Source organism: uncultured Ligilactobacillus sp. (assembly GCF_948826705.1).
Lineage (GTDB): Bacteria > Bacillota > Bacilli > Lactobacillales > Lactobacillaceae > Ligilactobacillus.
The window spans coordinates 19,094-37,591 of the sequence record NZ_CAQLEL010000125.1 but is presented as its reverse complement, the minus strand read 5'-3'; the positions used below and the strand labels follow the sequence as shown (position 1 = coordinate 37,591).

General features: G+C 39.6%; 17 protein-coding genes. 2 read left to right on the top strand and 15 right to left on the bottom strand.

What is annotated here, in order from left to right; all coding sequences use genetic code 11:
- From Q9Q35_RS09250 to Q9Q35_RS09240, 3 genes are all read right to left on the bottom strand, one after another.
- The coding region (locus Q9Q35_RS09250) for a rhomboid family intramembrane serine protease (protein ID WP_304653106.1) at nt 1–266 on the bottom strand (266 nt) is incomplete at its 3' end.
- A gap of 122 nt (nt 267–388) precedes the next feature.
- Complete coding sequence (rpmG, locus tag Q9Q35_RS09245; protein ID WP_004047352.1) at nt 389–538, bottom strand: 50S ribosomal protein L33; 150 nt, start codon at nt 536–538, stop codon at nt 389–391.
- A 188-nt stretch (nt 539–726) separates the two neighbouring features.
- Nucleotides 727–2,787: a penicillin-binding protein 2 gene (locus Q9Q35_RS09240; RefSeq protein ID WP_304653105.1), complete on the bottom strand. Its 2,061-nt coding sequence runs from the start codon at nt 2,785–2,787 to the stop codon at nt 727–729.
- Nucleotides 2,788–3,012: 225 nt separating this feature from the next.
- Here Q9Q35_RS09240 and Q9Q35_RS09235 point away from each other — a divergent pair, with 225 nt between their 5' ends.
- Nucleotides 3,013–5,640 carry a YfhO family protein gene (locus Q9Q35_RS09235; protein ID WP_304653104.1) on the top strand — a complete coding sequence of 876 codons (2,628 nt, stop codon included), beginning with the start codon at nt 3,013–3,015 and terminating at the stop codon, nt 5,638–5,640.
- A 50-nt stretch (nt 5,641–5,690) separates the two neighbouring features.
- On the opposite strand, the gene dltD is transcribed toward Q9Q35_RS09235, so the two are convergent.
- From dltD to rnz, 11 genes are all read right to left on the bottom strand, one after another.
- Complete coding sequence (gene dltD, locus Q9Q35_RS09230) at nt 5,691–6,962, bottom strand: D-alanyl-lipoteichoic acid biosynthesis protein DltD (RefSeq protein WP_304653103.1); 1,272 nt, start codon at nt 6,960–6,962, stop codon at nt 5,691–5,693.
- The gene (gene dltC / locus Q9Q35_RS09225) at nt 6,962–7,192 is read right to left on the bottom strand and encodes a D-alanine--poly(phosphoribitol) ligase subunit DltC (RefSeq protein WP_004047344.1); all 231 of its coding nucleotides are present in this window, start codon (nt 7,190–7,192) and stop codon (nt 6,962–6,964) included. Before dltC ends, dltD begins: the two co-directional genes overlap by 1 nt.
- Before the next feature lie 22 nt (nt 7,193–7,214).
- Nucleotides 7,215–8,411: a D-alanyl-lipoteichoic acid biosynthesis protein DltB gene (dltB, locus tag Q9Q35_RS09220; RefSeq protein WP_304653102.1), complete on the bottom strand. Its 1,197-nt coding sequence runs from the start codon at nt 8,409–8,411 to the stop codon at nt 7,215–7,217.
- Nucleotides 8,411–9,943, bottom strand: a complete 1,533-nt coding sequence (gene dltA / locus Q9Q35_RS09215) for a D-alanine--poly(phosphoribitol) ligase subunit DltA (protein ID WP_304653101.1) — start codon at nt 9,941–9,943, stop codon at nt 8,411–8,413. The genes dltB and dltA overlap by 1 nt, the downstream gene beginning before the upstream one ends.
- Before the next feature lie 11 nt (nt 9,944–9,954).
- Nucleotides 9,955–10,104 (bottom strand): teichoic acid D-Ala incorporation-associated protein DltX, encoded by a 150-nt coding sequence (locus Q9Q35_RS09210; protein ID WP_004047341.1) that lies wholly within the window; start codon nt 10,102–10,104, stop codon nt 9,955–9,957.
- 188 nt (nt 10,105–10,292) lie between these two features.
- Nucleotides 10,293–10,961 (bottom strand): TrkA family potassium uptake protein, encoded by a 669-nt coding sequence (locus tag Q9Q35_RS09205; RefSeq protein WP_004047340.1) that lies wholly within the window; start codon nt 10,959–10,961, stop codon nt 10,293–10,295.
- Between the two features lie 151 nt (nt 10,962–11,112).
- Nucleotides 11,113–11,631, bottom strand: coding sequence for an adenine phosphoribosyltransferase (locus tag Q9Q35_RS09200; RefSeq protein WP_304653100.1), 519 nt, complete (start codon nt 11,629–11,631; stop codon nt 11,113–11,115).
- A gap of 23 nt (nt 11,632–11,654) precedes the next feature.
- A complete protein-coding gene (gene recJ / locus Q9Q35_RS09195) occupies nt 11,655–13,961 on the bottom strand; it encodes a single-stranded-DNA-specific exonuclease RecJ (RefSeq protein WP_304653099.1) in 2,307 nt (768 codons plus the stop codon).
- 21 nt (nt 13,962–13,982) lie between these two features.
- On the bottom strand, nt 13,983–14,285 hold the full coding sequence (locus Q9Q35_RS09190) for a lipopolysaccharide assembly LapA domain-containing protein (RefSeq protein ID WP_304653098.1): 303 nt from the start codon (nt 14,283–14,285) through the stop codon (nt 13,983–13,985).
- Nucleotides 14,286–14,304: 19 nt separating this feature from the next.
- Entirely contained in the window at nt 14,305–15,114 is an 810-nt protein-coding gene (locus tag Q9Q35_RS09185; protein WP_304653097.1) for an SDR family oxidoreductase, read from the bottom strand.
- Nucleotides 15,101–16,063 carry a ribonuclease Z gene (gene rnz / locus Q9Q35_RS09180; protein ID WP_304653096.1) on the bottom strand — a complete coding sequence of 321 codons (963 nt, stop codon included), beginning with the start codon at nt 16,061–16,063 and terminating at the stop codon, nt 15,101–15,103. Before rnz ends, Q9Q35_RS09185 begins: the two co-directional genes overlap by 14 nt.
- Before the next feature lie 239 nt (nt 16,064–16,302).
- Here rnz and Q9Q35_RS09175 point away from each other — a divergent pair, with 239 nt between their 5' ends.
- Entirely contained in the window at nt 16,303–16,578 is a 276-nt protein-coding gene (locus Q9Q35_RS09175; protein WP_304653095.1) for a hypothetical protein, read from the top strand.
- Between the two features lie 36 nt (nt 16,579–16,614).
- On the opposite strand, the gene Q9Q35_RS09170 is transcribed toward Q9Q35_RS09175, so the two are convergent.
- Nucleotides 16,615–18,498 (bottom strand): acyltransferase family protein, encoded by a 1,884-nt coding sequence (locus Q9Q35_RS09170; RefSeq protein ID WP_304653094.1) that lies wholly within the window; start codon nt 18,496–18,498, stop codon nt 16,615–16,617.

Below are 18,498 nucleotides of genomic sequence, written 5' to 3'. Positions count from 1 at the left end.
TTGCCGAATAGCTGTTCTAGCTGTACTCCCAGAAAATACAATGTCAATAGATTTAAGGCTAAATGCTCTAATCCGATATGAATAAACATCGGTGTGAACAAGCGCCAAAGCTCACCTTGAATGATCAAAGGGTTATATTTAGCCCCCCAAGCGATCAAGTTGACTGTATTTTGGCTCCCGCCACTTAGAGTCATTCCAATAAAAACTAAAAGATTGACAGCGATCAGTCCGTAAGTAACGATCGGTTTTTTACGAAAGCTGTTCATAACTGGTCCCCCAATTTAGTCTGGTTTATCCTATTTTAGCACAAACCACGGCTGAGGTCTTGCCTTTATGCAACCGGTTCATCAAACTTTCAAAAAAAAACAACAGGGTTTTAAACCTGTTGTTATTTTGTTTCACGATGTAAAGTAACCTTGTGATCGCGTGGACAGTACTTCTTAAGTTCAAGACGATCTGGGTTATTACGCTTGTTTTTGTTTGTCAAATATGTTTGTTCATGACATTCTGTACATTCTAATGTAATATTTACACGCATGTTCTAAACCTCCCATACATATCAGTTCCTAAAAATGCACTTGGCATCTTCAACGTTTAATATCATATCATCTTTTGGCGTCGATTACCAGTATTTTTTGGCTATTTGTTAAGGAAAATTCCTTGACAGCAAAAAAATCGACCTTAAACACGCCTGTTGCTTGCTTAAAGTCGATCAAAAATCATTTATTAAAAACCATCACTAGACTGGACCGTCTTCCAGTAAGCTTCATAGATCTGCTTGACTGTCTCAGTATTGATCTTACTGTTGGAGTCAGTAATATTAGGGAACGCAACTACAACTACGACTTGTGGATCATTAGCTGGTGCATAACTGATCGCACTTAAAGTCTCAGTCTCGATATTGTTATAAAATGTTTGCGCTGTCCCTGTCTTAGCTGCGATCTCAGGTTTCACCGAAGCCATTGAGCCCCCGGTCCGATAAGTATTAGAGCCATGAACAACGCGCCAAAGACCGGTCTTAACAACATCCCATTGATCCTTTGTGCCATCAACGACATTTAAAACATTTGGTTGCATTTCATATTTTACAGGTCCTAACGAGCCGTCCTTATTCGTCTTGCGGATCGACTTTAGGATATGCGGTTGTAAACGATAACCTCCATTAGCGATCGTTGAAGCATATTGTGCTAACTGGATCGGAGTATAGGCATCGTAGTTACCAAACGATAAGTCTAACGCATTACCGATATGTGACTGATCGGCAGCACCTTCAAACCCACTAGCTTCACCTGGAATATCGATCCCGGTTTTAACACCTAGACCGTATTGTTTAAAGTTTTGACGTAATTTATCAAAGATCGAGGTCGGTAAATTGAGCACAGCTCCCGAGGTGTACTTAAAGCCCCCTTCTAACATCGCCAATTTCATCATATACGTGTTAGACGAGACTTGTAAGGCATCAGCTGCGGTAAGACTCATGTTAGCTGCCCCTGTCTTATTGAACCAAGATGTCTTAGAAGCAGTACCAGCTAACTTGATCGGTTCTTCGAGCAAAGTATTGTTGGTCGGGGTGATGACACCATCTTTCAAAGCCCCCATGACCATCGCACCTTTAACAACAGACCCCATTACAAAAGTCTGATTGATCGTTCCAAGCGCATTTTCCGTCACTTCACCCGTTGAAAGGTCACGATTGACCCCAGCCAAAGCATAGATCCCACCAGTCTTAGGATTCATCACGACCGCATAGCCCCCTGGAATATACGGATTACTACCAGCGGCATTTTTCACATTATCCTCAACGATCTTTTGGACTTGATTTTGAAATTCTGCATTGATCGTCAATTGCAGATTGTCCCCTGGACTACCGCCATATTGTTTGACTTCTTTGATGATCTCATTATTTTGCGTTTGAACATTGATAACTTCTTTTGTTCCCTTGAGTGCATTTTCATATTGAGATTCGATGTAACTTGAACCTACACTATCATTACGAGAGTAACCCTCAGCCAATAATTTATTGATCTGATCGCTAGGAAGTCCTTGTTTTTCTGACGTCACAGTCCCAATGACACTCTTAACTGATTCACCATTAGGATAAGAGCGCGACCAACTAGTCCCGATCTTAACGCCTGGCAATAAAGATAAGTGCTCTCCAACTTCAGCCATTTCAGTATCACTGACATCACTTGTCTTAAGATAGATCGTCGATAAAGCATAAGCACCTGCCATCTTAGCATATAACACAGCTGCTTGTTTTTGTTTTTCTGACATCTTCTTGACTAAGTTGTGCTTTTTAACGTAATCCGTCTGTAACTTAGTCAATTTTTCATTATCTTGCATCGTATCAGCATTGGGAATATGCTTATTGACCGCTTCAGTGTGTTTAGGATCAGCTAAATAATAGTCGACCTTATTACGCTCGGTCAAAGTATCAGTTTCAACGCTGACATAATTAACTAAATTATTTGCGACCTTATACATCTGACTTGAAGCTACATTCAGCGGTTTAGTATATGTGATCGCACGCGAAGTATTATTGGCAACTAATAATTTTCCCGTTGAATCGTAGATCGTCCCCCGTTGCACATTTCTAGTTTCGGTCTGATTATCACTACTAGTTGCTTCTGATTCGAACTTAGGACCATGAATGATCTGTAGATAAGCTAATTGTCCGATCAAGGCTGCAAAAAGTAAAAAAACGATCAAAAAAAGAAAATTTAATCTAAATGGTATTTGCGAACGCTTTTGCTTATTTTGCGCATTCGCCTTTCTTAAGAATCTCACCACAATTCTCCTCTACTAATATTATTAACACTACGAATTATCCTAGCACAAATTAACTAAAATCGGTACCTTAGACACTACCTTTATATTATATACGATATACGAGCGTTTAAATACTAATTTTTTTAAAAGACCAATTAAAACAAGCACTATTCGAAATCCTTTTCTCGTTGTGGTATCCTATAAGCTGATAATATTCAAAAATTTGAAAGGATCACGCTAGATATGAAAGAATATCTCAAAAAACATTATCCCCTCGTTTTGAGCTTTTGGACTCCAATATTGCTCATGCTTGGGTATTTTATCTACCGTGGCTTTTATCCCTTTGGCAGCTCCAGTGTGTTGACAGTCGATCTGGGACAGCAATATGTCGACTTTTTCGCTTATTTTCGCCATACCTTGTTGCATTCCCCAAGTGAACTATTCTACTCATTTTCAAAAGCCTTAGGGGGCCCGATGATAGGTGAGGCTGCCTATTACCTATTGAGTCCATTTAATCTCTTATTTGTCTTTTTTCCCGGCAAATACCTGACAGCTGGATGCTTGCTTATCTTGCTGCTAAAATACGGATGTGCTGGCTATACTTTTGGGCGTTTACTTAAAAACGAACTCAAATTAAATGGGTGGATGATCCCTGCTCTTGCTACCAGCTATGCTTTGATGGGCTGGATGATCGCTAACCAATTGAATATGCTTTGGCTAGATGCAACGATCTTTTTACCGTTGATCATCTCAGCTTTATATCGCCTCTTACAAAAAAAGCGCAGTCTCGCCTACATCTTATGGTTAGCTGCAATGATGATCATCAATTATTACATGGCTTACATGATCTGTCTTTTTTTAGTTTTATTTTTTGCTTGGTATCAAACAGCATACTTTTCGGGGCAAAAAAAGTTTTGGTCACAGCTGTATCTTTTTATAAGTCGTTCCTTTTTAGCTGTTGGCGTCTCGGCCCTTGTCCTTGTACCAACTTATTATTCGTTGGTCGCTAGCAAAGGACAGTACACCGAAAAAAGCTTCCAATTACACTTTGAATATGCTCCGCTCAAGATGCTTTCAAAATTTGTGATCGGTGCATTTAATTTTGAACAAATGCCTGAAGGATTCCCGAATCTTTTTGTTGGTAGTCTTGCTTTGATCGGAGTACTTCTATATTTTATCAGCTTAAAGATCGATCGACGTTCAAAACTAGCTGCTTTTTTAGTGAGTGTATTTCTTTGCCTTTCTTTATGCTTTGAACCACTTGATCTATTGTGGCATGGGATGCAATTTCCCGTATGGTATCCATACCGCTTTTCATTTGTCGTTAGTTTTTGGATGATCTTCTTAGCTGCTTTGGCTCTTAAAGAAAATCAATTTCGCCTTAAAAACCACCAAACTTTGATCTGCTTTGGGATCTTTACAGCTGGGTTGAGCTATGTTTATTTTAATTCTAAGAGTTTTGACTATGTGTCAGAACAAGTCTTATTATTCACAGCTCTCTTCAACGTCTTGCTCTTACTCGTCTTGACAGTCAAGAAGGCTCCGCTCAGCCAATATCTAACACCACTAGCTATCTTTTTATTGGTATGCTTTGAAATGTTAGCTAATACGGCTTATTCGCTCAATAATATCAGCTATTTGACTCAAGCTGAGTTTGCTGGGCCAACTAAAGTCATCGCCCAAGACCAAAAAAAATTGACGCAATTAGATCCTAGCTTTTATCGAACCGCTCAGCTTTATAGTCGGACCAAAGATGATGGCCTTGCTCATAATTTAAACACAGGTTCTTATTTTAGCTCTGCACTTGAAAAAAGCATCCCAGATTTTTATGGTCAATTAGGTCAACCCGATGGCGACAACTATGTGGGTTACTATAATGGGACTTTGATCAGCGATTCGTTGCTTGACATGAAATACCTCCTTCAAGCTAAAGATAAGGCTGAACTTGACTTAAGATCTTCAGGTAAAGTCGATCTTAATGTTACTAGTTACCGTCCTGATACAAAGCTTTATTCCTTACGCGCCCAGACTGATCAAACCAGGATATATCAAAATCCTTATGCTATCGGACTTGGCTATAGTGCTGATAAAAAATTAAAGCAACTCAAAGTTCTCTACGATCAGCCACTGACCTATCAGACGAATTGGCTAAATGCAGCGACTGGATCAGCTAATACGACTAAATATTTTTATGCTGCTAATTTTAATGAAGTCGTCTTTCAAAATACTAAAAAGCAGATCAACCTTACTGGCGCCTTTTTCAAAAAGACCGACCTGTCTAAACCAGCACAGATCATCTTTAAATTCACGCCTGAGACTGATGACCCCTATTACCTGACACTAGGTGCTAGTCTCGACGGTGATTCTGCCACTTGGTATTTAGGAAGCAAGGAATATCCTTACTATAAGACCTTCAGACATACAGTCGTCTTAAATCCAAACGTATTTGGTAGTGACGATGAAGTCGTTATTACCGCTAAATTCAAGAAAAACAGCCTTTGGTTGGAGAATTTCGTTCTCTATCGCATGGATAAATCTTTAGTCGAACAAAAACTAGATCAACTCCAAAAAAATTCTTGGCAGCTTACAAAAGCTACTGCTCACAGATTAACAGGCAAAATCGATATCACTAAGTCAAACCAGCTCTTTGCTACAACGATCCCTTATAGCAAAGGCTGGCAAGCAAAAATCGATGGAAAAGCCGTCAAGACTTACAAGATCCAAGATACCTTCGTTGGTTTTGATATCAGCCAAGGTAAACATCAAGTGACTTTGACTTTTATTCCACCTGGCTTATACTTGGGAATAGCACTGACTTTATTTTCATTAGTACTAGTTTTCATAATAAAGCTAAGAGAAACTAAAGCTTAAAAAAAACGCATCTAACACAGCAACTTTTGCTGTATTAGATGCGTTTTATTCTATCTTGTTACTTGATCTAGATCTTTACCATCGAGCTGTTGCCAAGACTTACTGTAGAAGTAATTATCGATCTGATATTTTGGCTTTGGCTGAGCTTTGGTCAAAAATGGTGCTACTGCTTGATCCATCTTCAACCAACCACGCCAACCTAAGTGGATCGTATCTTGCATGAAATATCTCTCACCATCATCCTTAGAAAGATCAACAATATTATTGAAACCTTGTTTACGCAACTGATAAGTGATCTTTTGGTTAAAATCTTGCAACATTTCTTGTGATAAGCCGGTATAATCTGACCAATGCTTGTTTACTGGTGGGATCACAAAGATCACATCAGTATTATTTTTGGCAAATTGATTCAAGACTAATTGAAAATCAGCAAATTCAGGTGACCTTACATAGCTGTATTTACTTTGCTTTCCTTTTAGCTTCTTGTATTTTTTGCGCAAATTTTTATCAAAAAACTTATTACTGATCTCAAACGGATTATTCGTTGTATTTTCTTGCCCTAGCTTATAAGCGATCGCATCAAGTTGTTCAAAATCATACTTATCTGGTAAAACTTTTGCAACTTTAGTGATCTTTTGCGTATTATCCTTTAAAGCCAATGTCGAAAACAATTCATCTTCGTGTTGCAATTGGTTATACTTCAAATCAAGATATGTCTTCATCGAACTAGACAATGCTTGGCCAGCTGCAACTTTTTGGATCGCCTGTTTTAAGATCGGATCATTTTGGACTGATGGCATCTGCAACAGACGCTTAGCTGCAAATCGACCCATCTGATCGTTTTTTGCCTGACGTAACCACGTAACAGCTTCGAGATTAGAATAATACAGACCAAAGGCTCCGGGATCGGTTCCCTTAGGCACAAACCACTGTGGTGAGATGATCATCACAGTTTTTTTATTTTTTAACTGTTGATTGATCCCTTGCATCCCAAAAAATTGAGAAAGCGAGGTCGATCCTGGTCCCCCAAGCAAAAATGGGCGGTAACTGCGATCATAGTGACTAGCTAATGTAGCTGGATGAAAGGCATCCATTCGCGATAATTCCGAAGAACCAAAAAATGGAACGTAATTTTCCTCTAGAGCCTTTTGTTTCACTACTGTCCCTTTAAAAATATTCTTTGACTGAGACAAAGCAGCTACTTCAACTGTCTTATCGTTGATCTTACGAAGATTAAATGGTGAGATCAACAAGAGCGTCAATAAGACAGCCGCCAAAATGATCGGACCGAAGATCTTAAAGAGCTTCTTTTTTACGTCCATTATTGCATACTTTCTACTTTCGCGATAATTTTGTTAGGTGTATTCCATTCAGTTCTTTCAAACTCAGAAACTGGCACGTCAACGCCACATTGTGCTTGTAATTCCAATAACATTTGCACTGTTCCCATTGAGTCTAAAAGACCAGTTTCAAAGATATCGATGTCTAGATCGTTTCTTACTTCATCGCTACCTGTTAAATCTTCTAAAATATCCAATACTGTATCTTTCATGTTTAAAACCTCCAAAAATTATCTATGCAAAAAATAGTGTATTCAAAAAACCAGAGAAAATCAAGAAGCTAAAGCAAACTACATTGAATGTGATAAAAATAGCTAAAGCTTCAGTAAATTTGTTGTGCGGTATCTTCTCTTTGTGGCGCTTTTTAAAGCGTAACCACATATCACACAAATTGATCGCTACTGCATGATATAAACCATAGACGATATAATACCAAGTTACCCCATGCCAAAAGCCCATGATCAAAAAGAGCGTCAAATAGCCTACATTAGCGATCGCGATCCGACTCTTGAGCAATTTCTTTTTCATCATAAAGAAGACTAATCGCATGTAAATATAATCTCTAAACCAAAACGACAAAGTCATATGCCATCTGTTCCAGAAATCTTTGATATTCTTGGCAATAAATGGTTTGTTAAAGTTCATCGGTGTTTGGATCCCCATTATATAACTGATCCCAACTGCAAATAAACTATAACCTGCAAAATCAAAGAACAGATCCATCGAATAGGTATACATATACGCGATCACCCACCATGACCAGCCACCATGCGCTAAGGCCAAGGCTGAGATCTTAGGCAACATCACGACCCCAAATAAATATGCCAGTAAAAACTTATAGACAAATCCTAAAAAGATATACCACATGGCTTTATCTAACAAAGCTAAATACTTATCACGTGCTGGTATCTTTTTATAATCGCCTAAAAATCTGCGGTAACGGTCGATCGGTCCAGATGAGATCGTTGGGAAAAAGAGCAAGAAATGTACAACTTCACTTAGTCCAACTTCTTTGATGATCCCATCTCTGATCTCCATGATCATTCCCACAGCTTTAAAGGTCAAATAACTGATCCCTAAAAAGCCAATGATCGATTCACGCCCATTATTCATGACTGGGGCTACCTTGACGATCACTAAGGGTAGGATCGACAAAACAACAGTCAAATTGAAGAGCCAAGAAGCATTTTTACGTTTACGATAAGCAAGGTATCCATAGATCAGCAAAAGTTCAAAAATAATATATCCGATCAAGGCGATCCCTTGTTCCCACTTTACGCCTCCAAAGGTCAGCAATAAAAATAGAAATGAGATGATCGTTTCATAAACTCTAAAGCGTCGACCGTATAAAAGTCCTACCATGATCGGCAATAGACCGATCGCCAGTAATACAAAATAGGTCGGATCTTGGTACGGTTGCATATTAAGCATTAGTCATTAACCTCTTTCATCAAAGATTTGCGATCGATCTTTCCGTTAGCAGTCAACGGTAAAGAATCGACGTAAATAAATTTTTGAGGCATCATATATGACATCATCGTTTCTAAGAGCTCTTGCTTGATCGCCTGTGTTAGCTTGAAGTCACTCTCAAAATTTGCTGTCTTAGTCTCATCTTTGACCACGTAAGCGATCAATTGACTGACTTTATGATCTTTGCCATACCGTGGGACCGTCGTAGCTTGAGCAACATAACTCACTTTATCTAAATGATGATCAACATCTTCTAATTCGATCCTAAATCCGTGTAACTTGATCTGAAAATCGATCCGCCCTTTATACAACAATTGACCTGCTTCATCATATTGTCCAAGATCACCGGTCTTATACGCTGGGCGCCCTTCAAACTCAACAAACGCATGTGCTGTTTTTTCTGGATTATTCAAATATCCCTTTGAAACACTTGGTCCTGCGATCAAGATCTCACCACTTTGCCCTTGTTCGACTGGTTTACCCTCTTCATCGATCAACACGATGGTGGTATCTGCCTTAGCTTGGCCGATCGGCAACCGTGGATATTTTTCCAAGATCTCAGTTGTGACCTCAACTGCACTGACAGCTACAGTCGCCTCAGTTGGGCCATATGTGTTATAGATCTTAGCTTCAGGGAAGCGTTGCTTTAAAGTCGCAGCTGTCTTATGCGTTAATTCTTCCCCGCAGAAGAAGAAATGCGTCAATTCAGGAAGATTTTTTGCATCAAAAGTCGGTTGTAGCAAACAGATATCCATAAATGATGGAGTTGAGACCCATTCACTCACATGCAATTTAGGTAAAACTGTAAATAACTCCTTGAAGTTATCCGTTGTTTCCTTAGGTAAGACTGTCAACTGACGCCCGGCTGTCAGAGTCGGATAGAGGTCCATCACTGAAAGGTCAAAAGAATATGGTGGTTGTGATAAACAGATACCATCCTTAGCCAAACCAAAATCCTTTTGCATCCAAGCATTGAAACTTACTAAATTATCGTGGCTGATCTGAACGCCCTTTGGTACTCCAGTAGTTCCAGAGGTGAAGATGATATAGAAGTTATCATCTCCCGCAACATAGTTTTCTGATGCTTCATATGTAGCCTTTGTTGCAAAAATTTCCCCTAACTTAGCTGGTGTAATAACTGGCAATGTTCCCAATTCTAAAGGCAACTCTTCGACTGCGATACAAGCGGCTGGGCGGGCGATCTCATTTATGACTTTGATCCGTTCTAATGGTGAGTGAGCATCAACAGGAATATACGCATGTCCTGCTTTGACCGCCCCTAAAAAAGCAGCGATCATTTCAAATGTCTGCCCTCCAAAAACGATCACAGGTGCACCCTTAGGTAAGTTTGATTTGACCAAGTAACTAGCTAAAGCATCAGAATATGCTTTGAGTTCAGCAAACGTATTGGTCTTACCTAAATAATCATAGGCAATTTTAGTTGGCGTTTCGATCCCCCAACGATCGATCGCTTTGATTAAATTTTCTGACAAACAAATCACTCCTAAAATTCGTTGTAGATAAAGTGTGGTTGATTTACACCACTGTAACTATAGAGATAGACCAGTGCAAATAAAACAGCAAAATAAAAAACTGTTTTTAAAGCAAATGTGACATACTCATTTTTAAAAAACTTTGTCCACTTTTCTTTCAATATTTTTCTCCTAATCTATATATTGATACGTAGATAAAATCTACCTCAACTAATTTATATTACAATACTCTTATATTAGATTACAAGACTAATCGTACAAAGCTTGACCAGTCAAGCACTTGCTCTAAAGTAATTAAAGACCATTGCTTCTCAAAAAGCAAGGTCAAATAGTTAAGAATACTTTAAATTCACTTAGAATTCATCAATTCTTCAAATTGATCGATCGCATCTTTAGGCCCGGCTACTAAGATACTGTCATGTAAGCCTAGTACATCATCAGCAGCTGGAAGATTCATCTCACTTTTACTATGAGCAATTGCGATCACATTTAACTTATATTTATCGCGGAAATTCAATTCAGCTAATGACCGTCCAAAGAAGCGCGGATTAGTGATCAAGATCTCAGCCATCTTGAAGTTTGAATCCAGATCTAAATAATCGATCATATTTTTAGAAGTCAAACTCCGACCGATCCGTACCCCCATATCGCGTTCGGGATGGACGACCCTATCAACACCTAATTTTTCTAAAACTTTAGCGTGATTTTCATTTTGAGCCTTAGCCGTTACATATTTGACACCTTGCTCTTTGACCATCAAAGTTACTAAAATACTCGCTTGAATATCTTCACCGATCGCGATGATCACATGATCAAAGTTCCTGATCCCCAACGAACGTAAAACATCTTCGTCTTGAGCATCAGCAACAACTGCTTGTGTCGCAATATCTTTATAATCGTTGACCCTAGCCTCATCATGATCGATCGCTAAAACTTCTTGCCCCGCATCAGCTAATGTTTGACAGACACTACCGCCAAAACGCCCGAGACCGATCACGGCAAATGTTTGTTTTTCCATGCGTTTTTCTGCTATATAAAATATGCTCAAATTTAATACTATATTGAGCAAGAATATAGCTTTTCCTTTCTTGATTTTATTTATTGCCACCAACATTAGTAATTCCATATTTAAAAAGCCCAGTCAACTTTTAGCTGACTAGGCTCGCTTTTTAGTATTCCATTAAGCAAAGTGTATCATAATCTTTGATACGTTTTCGTCCATTTAGATCTTTTAATTCGATGATAAAGGCACAGCCAACTACTTCACCACCGAGTTGTTCAACTAGATCGATCGTAGCACTGATCGTTCCACCAGTTGCCAATAGATCGTCAACGATCAAAACTTTTTGTCCTGGCTTGATCGCATCTTTGTGCATATAAAGTGCAGAAGTACCATATTCTAGATCGTATTTTGCTTCGACCGTTTCTCGTGGTAACTTACCTGCTTTACGTGCAGGAGCAAAGCCAACACCTAACTCATAAGCCACTGGACATCCTACGATAAAGCCACGAGCTTCAGGACAAGCGACCATTTCAACACCTTTATCTTTGGCAAATTGAACGATCCGATCTGTTGCTTGGCGATAGGCTTCACCATCAGCCATCAGGGGCGTAATATCGCGAAAGATGATCCCTTTTTCAGGATAGTCAGGGATGCTTTCAACATAATTATTTAAATCCAAAGCCATTTTCTTAACTCCTTCTCTCGCCACTAACCTAAACGTTGTAATAGCCAGTCAGTCAACTCTTCATCTGAACAAGTCGAAACTAGCTTCTCGACTTGTATTTGCTGGCCATGTGTGCGATAACTATTTGTATCTTCTAATCGATGTGGACGTGCATTTTTCACACCGACTAAAATTCCATTTTTTATTGTAACAAATCCCGCCTCAAAAAACATCTTTAAGACTAAAACTAGTTGAGATTTTTCTAGTCCCACTTGAGTTGCGGCCTGATCAAGATCTGTTTTTAAATTCAGATGTCCTACTTGGAAAACAAATTTATAAACCCTAGTAAGATCTTTTCTTTCAGGTAATGGTGCGCTTTTAGTCTTAGTGTATAAAATAGCACGGATTTTAGCACAATCAAGTTTACCTAAAACAAATTCTAATTGAGCAAGATTTTGTGGTAGATCGACTAAAACTACTTCATCTACCGTCAATTGGGATAGATTTTGATCAAAAACAACACATTTTGAACCGGCAGGCAGATGATCAGCAAAACGTTGGGCTAAGTTCGCATTAAAAAAGCCATAAACAGCTGGACTCAAAAATTGCGCTTTTTGTAATCGTTCGCTTCGCTCAATGATCACTTGTGGTTTTTTCTTAACTATTTGGTCTAAATCTTTGATCAATAATTGTGGACTAACGTTACCACGCCATTCATTTTTATCGACCGAGGCGACAAATTTTAATGACTTATATCGAGTTAATAATTCTGGTAATTTATCACCAACACCAAAAGCCAAGGCAGCTAATTGGGTCTTACCAGTGTTTAGATCCAAACGCAAATGATCATTTGTCTTGCCTAGGGCTTTAGCTTGCACAACTTGGTAGTCTGTGATCTCAAATAATGGAACCTCATTATCCGTCCCAAAAGGTGCTAGTTTATCTAACGAAGCGATCAGATCTAGTGTAACCTCACTGGCCTTAAGCTTAGCAGCCACCTGCAAAACAGGTTTCTTGGTTGGATCAAGTTCTTGCGCTTTTGCCTCCTCATCTAAGATCGCTTGGAGTTGAGGCAAATCGCTAACTTCAAGTGATAACCCACATGCCATGTGATGTCCACCAAAACTTGTCATCAGTTCCCGATGTCCATCCAAAGCATTAAACAGATGAAAGGCCTCGATCGATCGCCCAGAACCTTTAGCGATTCCTTCATCTGAAATATCAAGCACTAAGGTCGGTCGGCCCGTTTTTTCGACCAAACGACTCGCTACGATCCCTAAAACGCCTTCGTGCCAATCAGAACCTGCTACAACATTGACTAAATGCTTTGGTTCTTGTTCAAGCTTATGCAATGCTTGTTGCGTGATCTCTTCAACGATTTTTTGTCTTTGGATGTTCAAGCTCTGAGCTTCTTTGGCTAAGTCGGTAGCTAACTCATCATCTAACGTCGTCAGTAATTCAACGCCACTTTGTGCATGTTGCATCCGTCCGATCGCATTTAAGCGTGGTCCTAACAGAAAGCCGATCGTTTCGGCAGTGATCGCTTGTTGATCAACGCCTGCAACTTCATATAAAGCAAGTAATCCAGGACGCAAGGTGTTTTCCAAGGCTGTCAAACCAAATTTGACCAAAGCACGATTCTCACCTGTCAGTGAAACCAGATCGGCTACTGTTCCGATCGTTGCCAGATCTAAAAGATCTTGTGGGATCTCATCTAACAGCGCTGTTGCGACTTTGAAAGCTACCCCAGCTCCAGAAAGATCGCCAAACGGATATTTCCCCTTAGGATGACGGGGATGGATCACCGCATAAGCGTGTGGTAGCGTTTGTGGCAATTCATGGTGATCAGTGACGATCACATCAACACCTTTTTCATTTGCCAAAGTGATCGCATCATGCCCTGAGACACCATTATCAACGGTCACGATCAGTTCAGTTTTATTAGCGATCAAGCGATCATAGGCATCTTTATTGGGGCCATAACCATCTTTGAACCGATCAGGGATGTAGTAATCAACATCAGCACCTAACTGTGTCAAAGTCTCATACATGATCGCAGTACTAGTCAATCCGTCGGCATCATAGTCACCATAGATCGTGATATGCTCACCCGAAACGATCGCTTCTTGGATCCGATCAACTGTTTTTTGCATATCATATAGTAAATACGGATCGTGAAAACTCGTACTTGTTGGCTCAAGAAATGTGCGAACTTCCTCGACCGTCGTATATCCCTTTTTCACTAACAGCTCAGCCGCTATAGTAGCCAAACCAAATTCATCTGCGATCGCTTGGCTAGCTGGAGTCGGGGCCAGGTTTTCTTCTTGCCATTGATATTTTGCTGAAACCAATATTTTTCCCCCTACATCTAACTATTTTTCTTTTGTTTTTGTATCTTGTCTAATATTTTTATCTGCTCGGCGCATTGCTTGATTAGATTCTAATTTACTCTTGATCTGTTTTAATTCCTGCTTTTGTTGCAAAATAGTCGTCATCGAGAAAAGAACTGCTAAAATAACACCTAAAAGTAATGAGATCACCAAGATCACAACTAACGGCATCGTAACTTGAGAAAAGCCAAAATTAACAGTCACAGGTTGCACATTTAACCATGAAAAGATCACGATCACTAAGACTAGAACTAAAATTCCGATCAAACTCCATTGTTTTTTCATAGATCTCACCTATCCTTTATTATTTTTTATTAAAGATCCCACCAGCCAGATGATCACCTAGCCAAGGAAACATTTGATACCCGTGATGTGCTAATTCCATATAATATGGTAAATTGAGCTCGCGTTTGCGTGTCCCGATCGCCTTAACGATCTTTTCAGCAACGATCTCAGGGTTCAATGACATTTTCTTGACCCGATCGATATATTCACCTGTTTCATCGGCGATCTCAAAGAAAGCTGTTCTGATCGGTCCTGGGTTGACCGTCAAGACTGCGATCCCCAAAGGCTTTAATTCTAAACGAAGAGCATTTGAATATGCGATCACCGCTGCTTTAGTAGCTGAATAGATCGATGATTTCGGAGTTGCGATCTTTCCACCAATCGAAGCCACATTGATGATCATGCCTCGTTTACGCTTAGCCATATATAAAGCTGTATATTTAGTCACATACATTAGGCCTAAAACATTGACCCGAAACATCCTTTCGGCAATATCCATTCTAAAGTCCAAGGCTTGACGCATAAAACCAAAACCGGCATCATTGATCAAAACATCTATCGGACCGACATTTGTTTCTACCTCATCGATCACTTTTTCGATCTGATGCGGATGAGAGACATCTAATTGGTAAGCATAGGCTAATCTCCCAGAGATCGCCCGACAAACAGCCATCACCTTTTCGAGCTTATCTTTGCGCCGAGCACACCCAACTACGATCGCTCCTTGCTTAGCAACTTGATAGGCAACCTGTTCGCCTAAACCAGAAGAAGCTCCTGTGATCAAAACAACTCGATTCGTTAGATCTTTTAATTGCTTATATCCTGTCATTAGCTTTTTCACCTTTCTTTTTGAATGGAACATCGATCACATCGAAATCTTTGACTACCTTAACATTACTAAAGATACTTGCAGCATCTTTTTGCAATTGTGTTGCTAAAGGCCCGACATAACGTGCCGAAATGTGATTCAATAGTAATTGTTTGACACCCGCTTTATTTGCGATCTTAGCTGCTTGAATGCACGTCGAATGATAATAGTTACGTGCTAGTTTGCTCTCACCTTTGCCAAAAGTACTCTCGTGTACCAACACGTCTGCACCTTGAGCTAATTCTAAGATCCCAGGGGTTTGTCTAGTATCACCTAAGATCGTGATGATCCGGCCCTTTTGGGGTTCACCGATGTAGTCCTTACCATCAAGCGTACGTCCATCAGGTAAAGTCACAACTTCGCCAGCCTTGATCCGGCCATAGAGCGGACCAGAAGGAACATGTTCAGCCCGCAACTTATCGATCAATAGTTCACCAGGGTGGTCTTTTTCTTCGATCCGATAACCCACACATTCGATCCGATGATCTAGTCGACAAAATGAAACTTTGAACTTATCATCCTCAAAGATTATACCTTCGTCTGCTAACTCTACAAAGCGCAGTGGGTATGAAAGGTGTGTTTGCGAAACTTTCAAACTTATCCTCACAAAATCAGCGATCCCTTTAGGTCCATAGATCGTCAGTGGGCGTAACTCCTCTCCGCCTTGAAATGAACGACTACTTAAAAAACCAGGTAGGCCAAAGATATGATCTCCATGTAGATGCGTTATGAAGATCTTATCGACCTTACGTGGTCTGATCGTCGTGCGTAAGATCTGATGTTGCGTTCCTTCACCGACATCAAATAACCATACCGCATTTTCCTCATCCAACAGTTTAAGGGCGACCGAGGATACATTGCGAAATTTCGCAGGTGAGCCCGCACCTGTACCTAAAAATTCTAATTCCATCAATTGATATTCCTATTCTAATCGGCAAAGCCGAAGTAGTTTTACATATTATTCCTTTTATATTCTATCATCATTTCTCCAAGTAGACAAAGTGACCTTATGTAAAACCTCAGTTGAGTATGATCTGTCTAAGCATTCGAGCACAATTTAAAAAAAATATTATATTTCTTTATTTGCAATAGCATAAAAATTTTGTCTTTATCGAACAAACGTTTTATAATACAATTGAGGTGAGTCCATTGCGTATTAGTGATTTTTTACATTTGACCACAGAACTCGATCCGACTTTAAAAGTTTATTTCATAACACCCACTCAAACTTTGCCAGTAGGAATAGTGCGTTTTTTGCCGACTGAAGTTATTTTATTGCCGACTAAAAAGCCACTGACACTAAAAGAACTTCAGCTAAAGTTAGTACCTATATCTCCAACTACAACACTAAGCTTAATGTCCAATGATACACCCCAACCACTTTTTGGGATTAAGATCAGTCCCACAAAATTATTACTTAAGTAAAAAGATGCCTTCATCAAAACTGAAAGCATCTTTTATTTATTTTAGTACCTGTTTTGCTACAAAAGGCCCATAGTATTTGAGTCCTTCTGGATTTGGATGGACATTATCACTATAGAACCAATCAGCATGATCTTTACTGTAAGCATACCAATCAATTATCTTTAGATTGTGATATTTCTTAGCAGCTTCTTTTAGATCCTCATTGACTTGATCTTGCCAACGTCGTGTCGGAACATGGACATTGATCCAATACACTTTGCGTTTATCACCCAAGATCGTCATGATCTGTTGCATCTCATCTGTTGTAAATGGACCATTAGTACCTTCACTGATCAAAACCGTGTCAGATAGTTTACCCATTTGTGCCAACGATTGCAAGACTGGAGCCACTTCTCTGACCTGACGTCCGACTTTAGCATCGACATACATATTGGGAAAGATCCCTTGTAGAGTAGCTGAAGCATCAGCAAGGACCGAATCACCTACTGCTGTGATCGATAAAGTTTGAGCTCGAGTAAGCTCAGCTTGGGTCAATGAATCACTCGAACTAGACTCAGATCTACTTGTGGCTTGCTCAGAACTTGCTTTTTTGTTACTTGAAGCTTGACTACTTTTGCCAGCTTGGATCTCCTTATTTTGCATTGCCACTTTTTTGTTATTTGATTCGATCGTCTTTTCTAGTGCTGAATTTTGCTCACTTTCAGAACCATGGGCCGGTGAAATGATCGCACCCGTCAAAGCTAACAAGATGATCACACTTGGTACAGCTAGATACCAACGTTTTTTTCCATAGCGTGATCCTGGTGCAAAAACTTCCTTGATCGTTGCCCATGTCTTAGAATAGTCAAAATGTTGCAATGGCAATTCAAGATAGCGATAAGAAAGATCACTGATCACTAAGATCAAAGCTACTTCGAACACGCCATACAAGAATGGATGGTCGGCAACATTGACTTTGTCTTCAAAAAAGACTAAGACTGGATATTGATATAAGTAGATCCCGTAACTGCGCTTTCCGATCCAAGTAAATACTGGATTTGTCAACAAACGATTGATGTCAGCCCCAGGATGAGCCACAACTGCGACTAAGATCATCGATAAAACAGAGAAGAAAAACATTCCGCCTCGATAAACCAAAGCACTTTCACCAGTCATACGCATAAACATCCAAAGTAAAAGCAACATTGTGACCCCACCGATCACATCTAAGGCTAGCCTAAAGTTTGGTTGCAATTTTGCTTTAAGGGCTGTACTTGGCCAAACAACTGCTAACGATGTCCCTAGTAAGATCGAAAATATCCGTGTATCCGTACCGTAATAAACACGAGAAGGGTCTTGCCCACTTCGATACAAGATAGACATCAATAAGGCCGAGATAAACGCTAAAATAATCATCGTATCAAAGATCGGCTGTTTCTTTTTGACAAATTTTAGCAGTAATAAAATAATTATCGGCCAAAAAAGATAAAATTGTCCTTCGATCGATAATGACCATAGATGAGTAAACGGTGACTGTGTACCAAACTTATCAAAATAAGATTCATGATGCGCTACTTGAAACCAATTATAAACATATAAAAAATTGGTAACGATTATTGCCCGAATATTTGTCAATAGATCACGGGCAAACAAAGTAATGTAGGCAGTCGTTGCTAATACCAGTGTAACTAAGGCTGGGTACAGGCGCTTCATTCGTCTAATATAAAACCCTTTGATATCGATTCGTCTATTTTGTTGCCATTCTTGAAACAATAGATCTGTGATCAAATAACCTGAAACCACAAAAAAGATCGGAACACCTAAGAAACCGCCTTGAAATTGGTACGGTGCCAAGTGATACAAAATAACACCGATGACTGCGATCGTTCTGATACCATCAAAACCTGTAATATATCTACTCTTCTTTAACCTTTTTCCCAT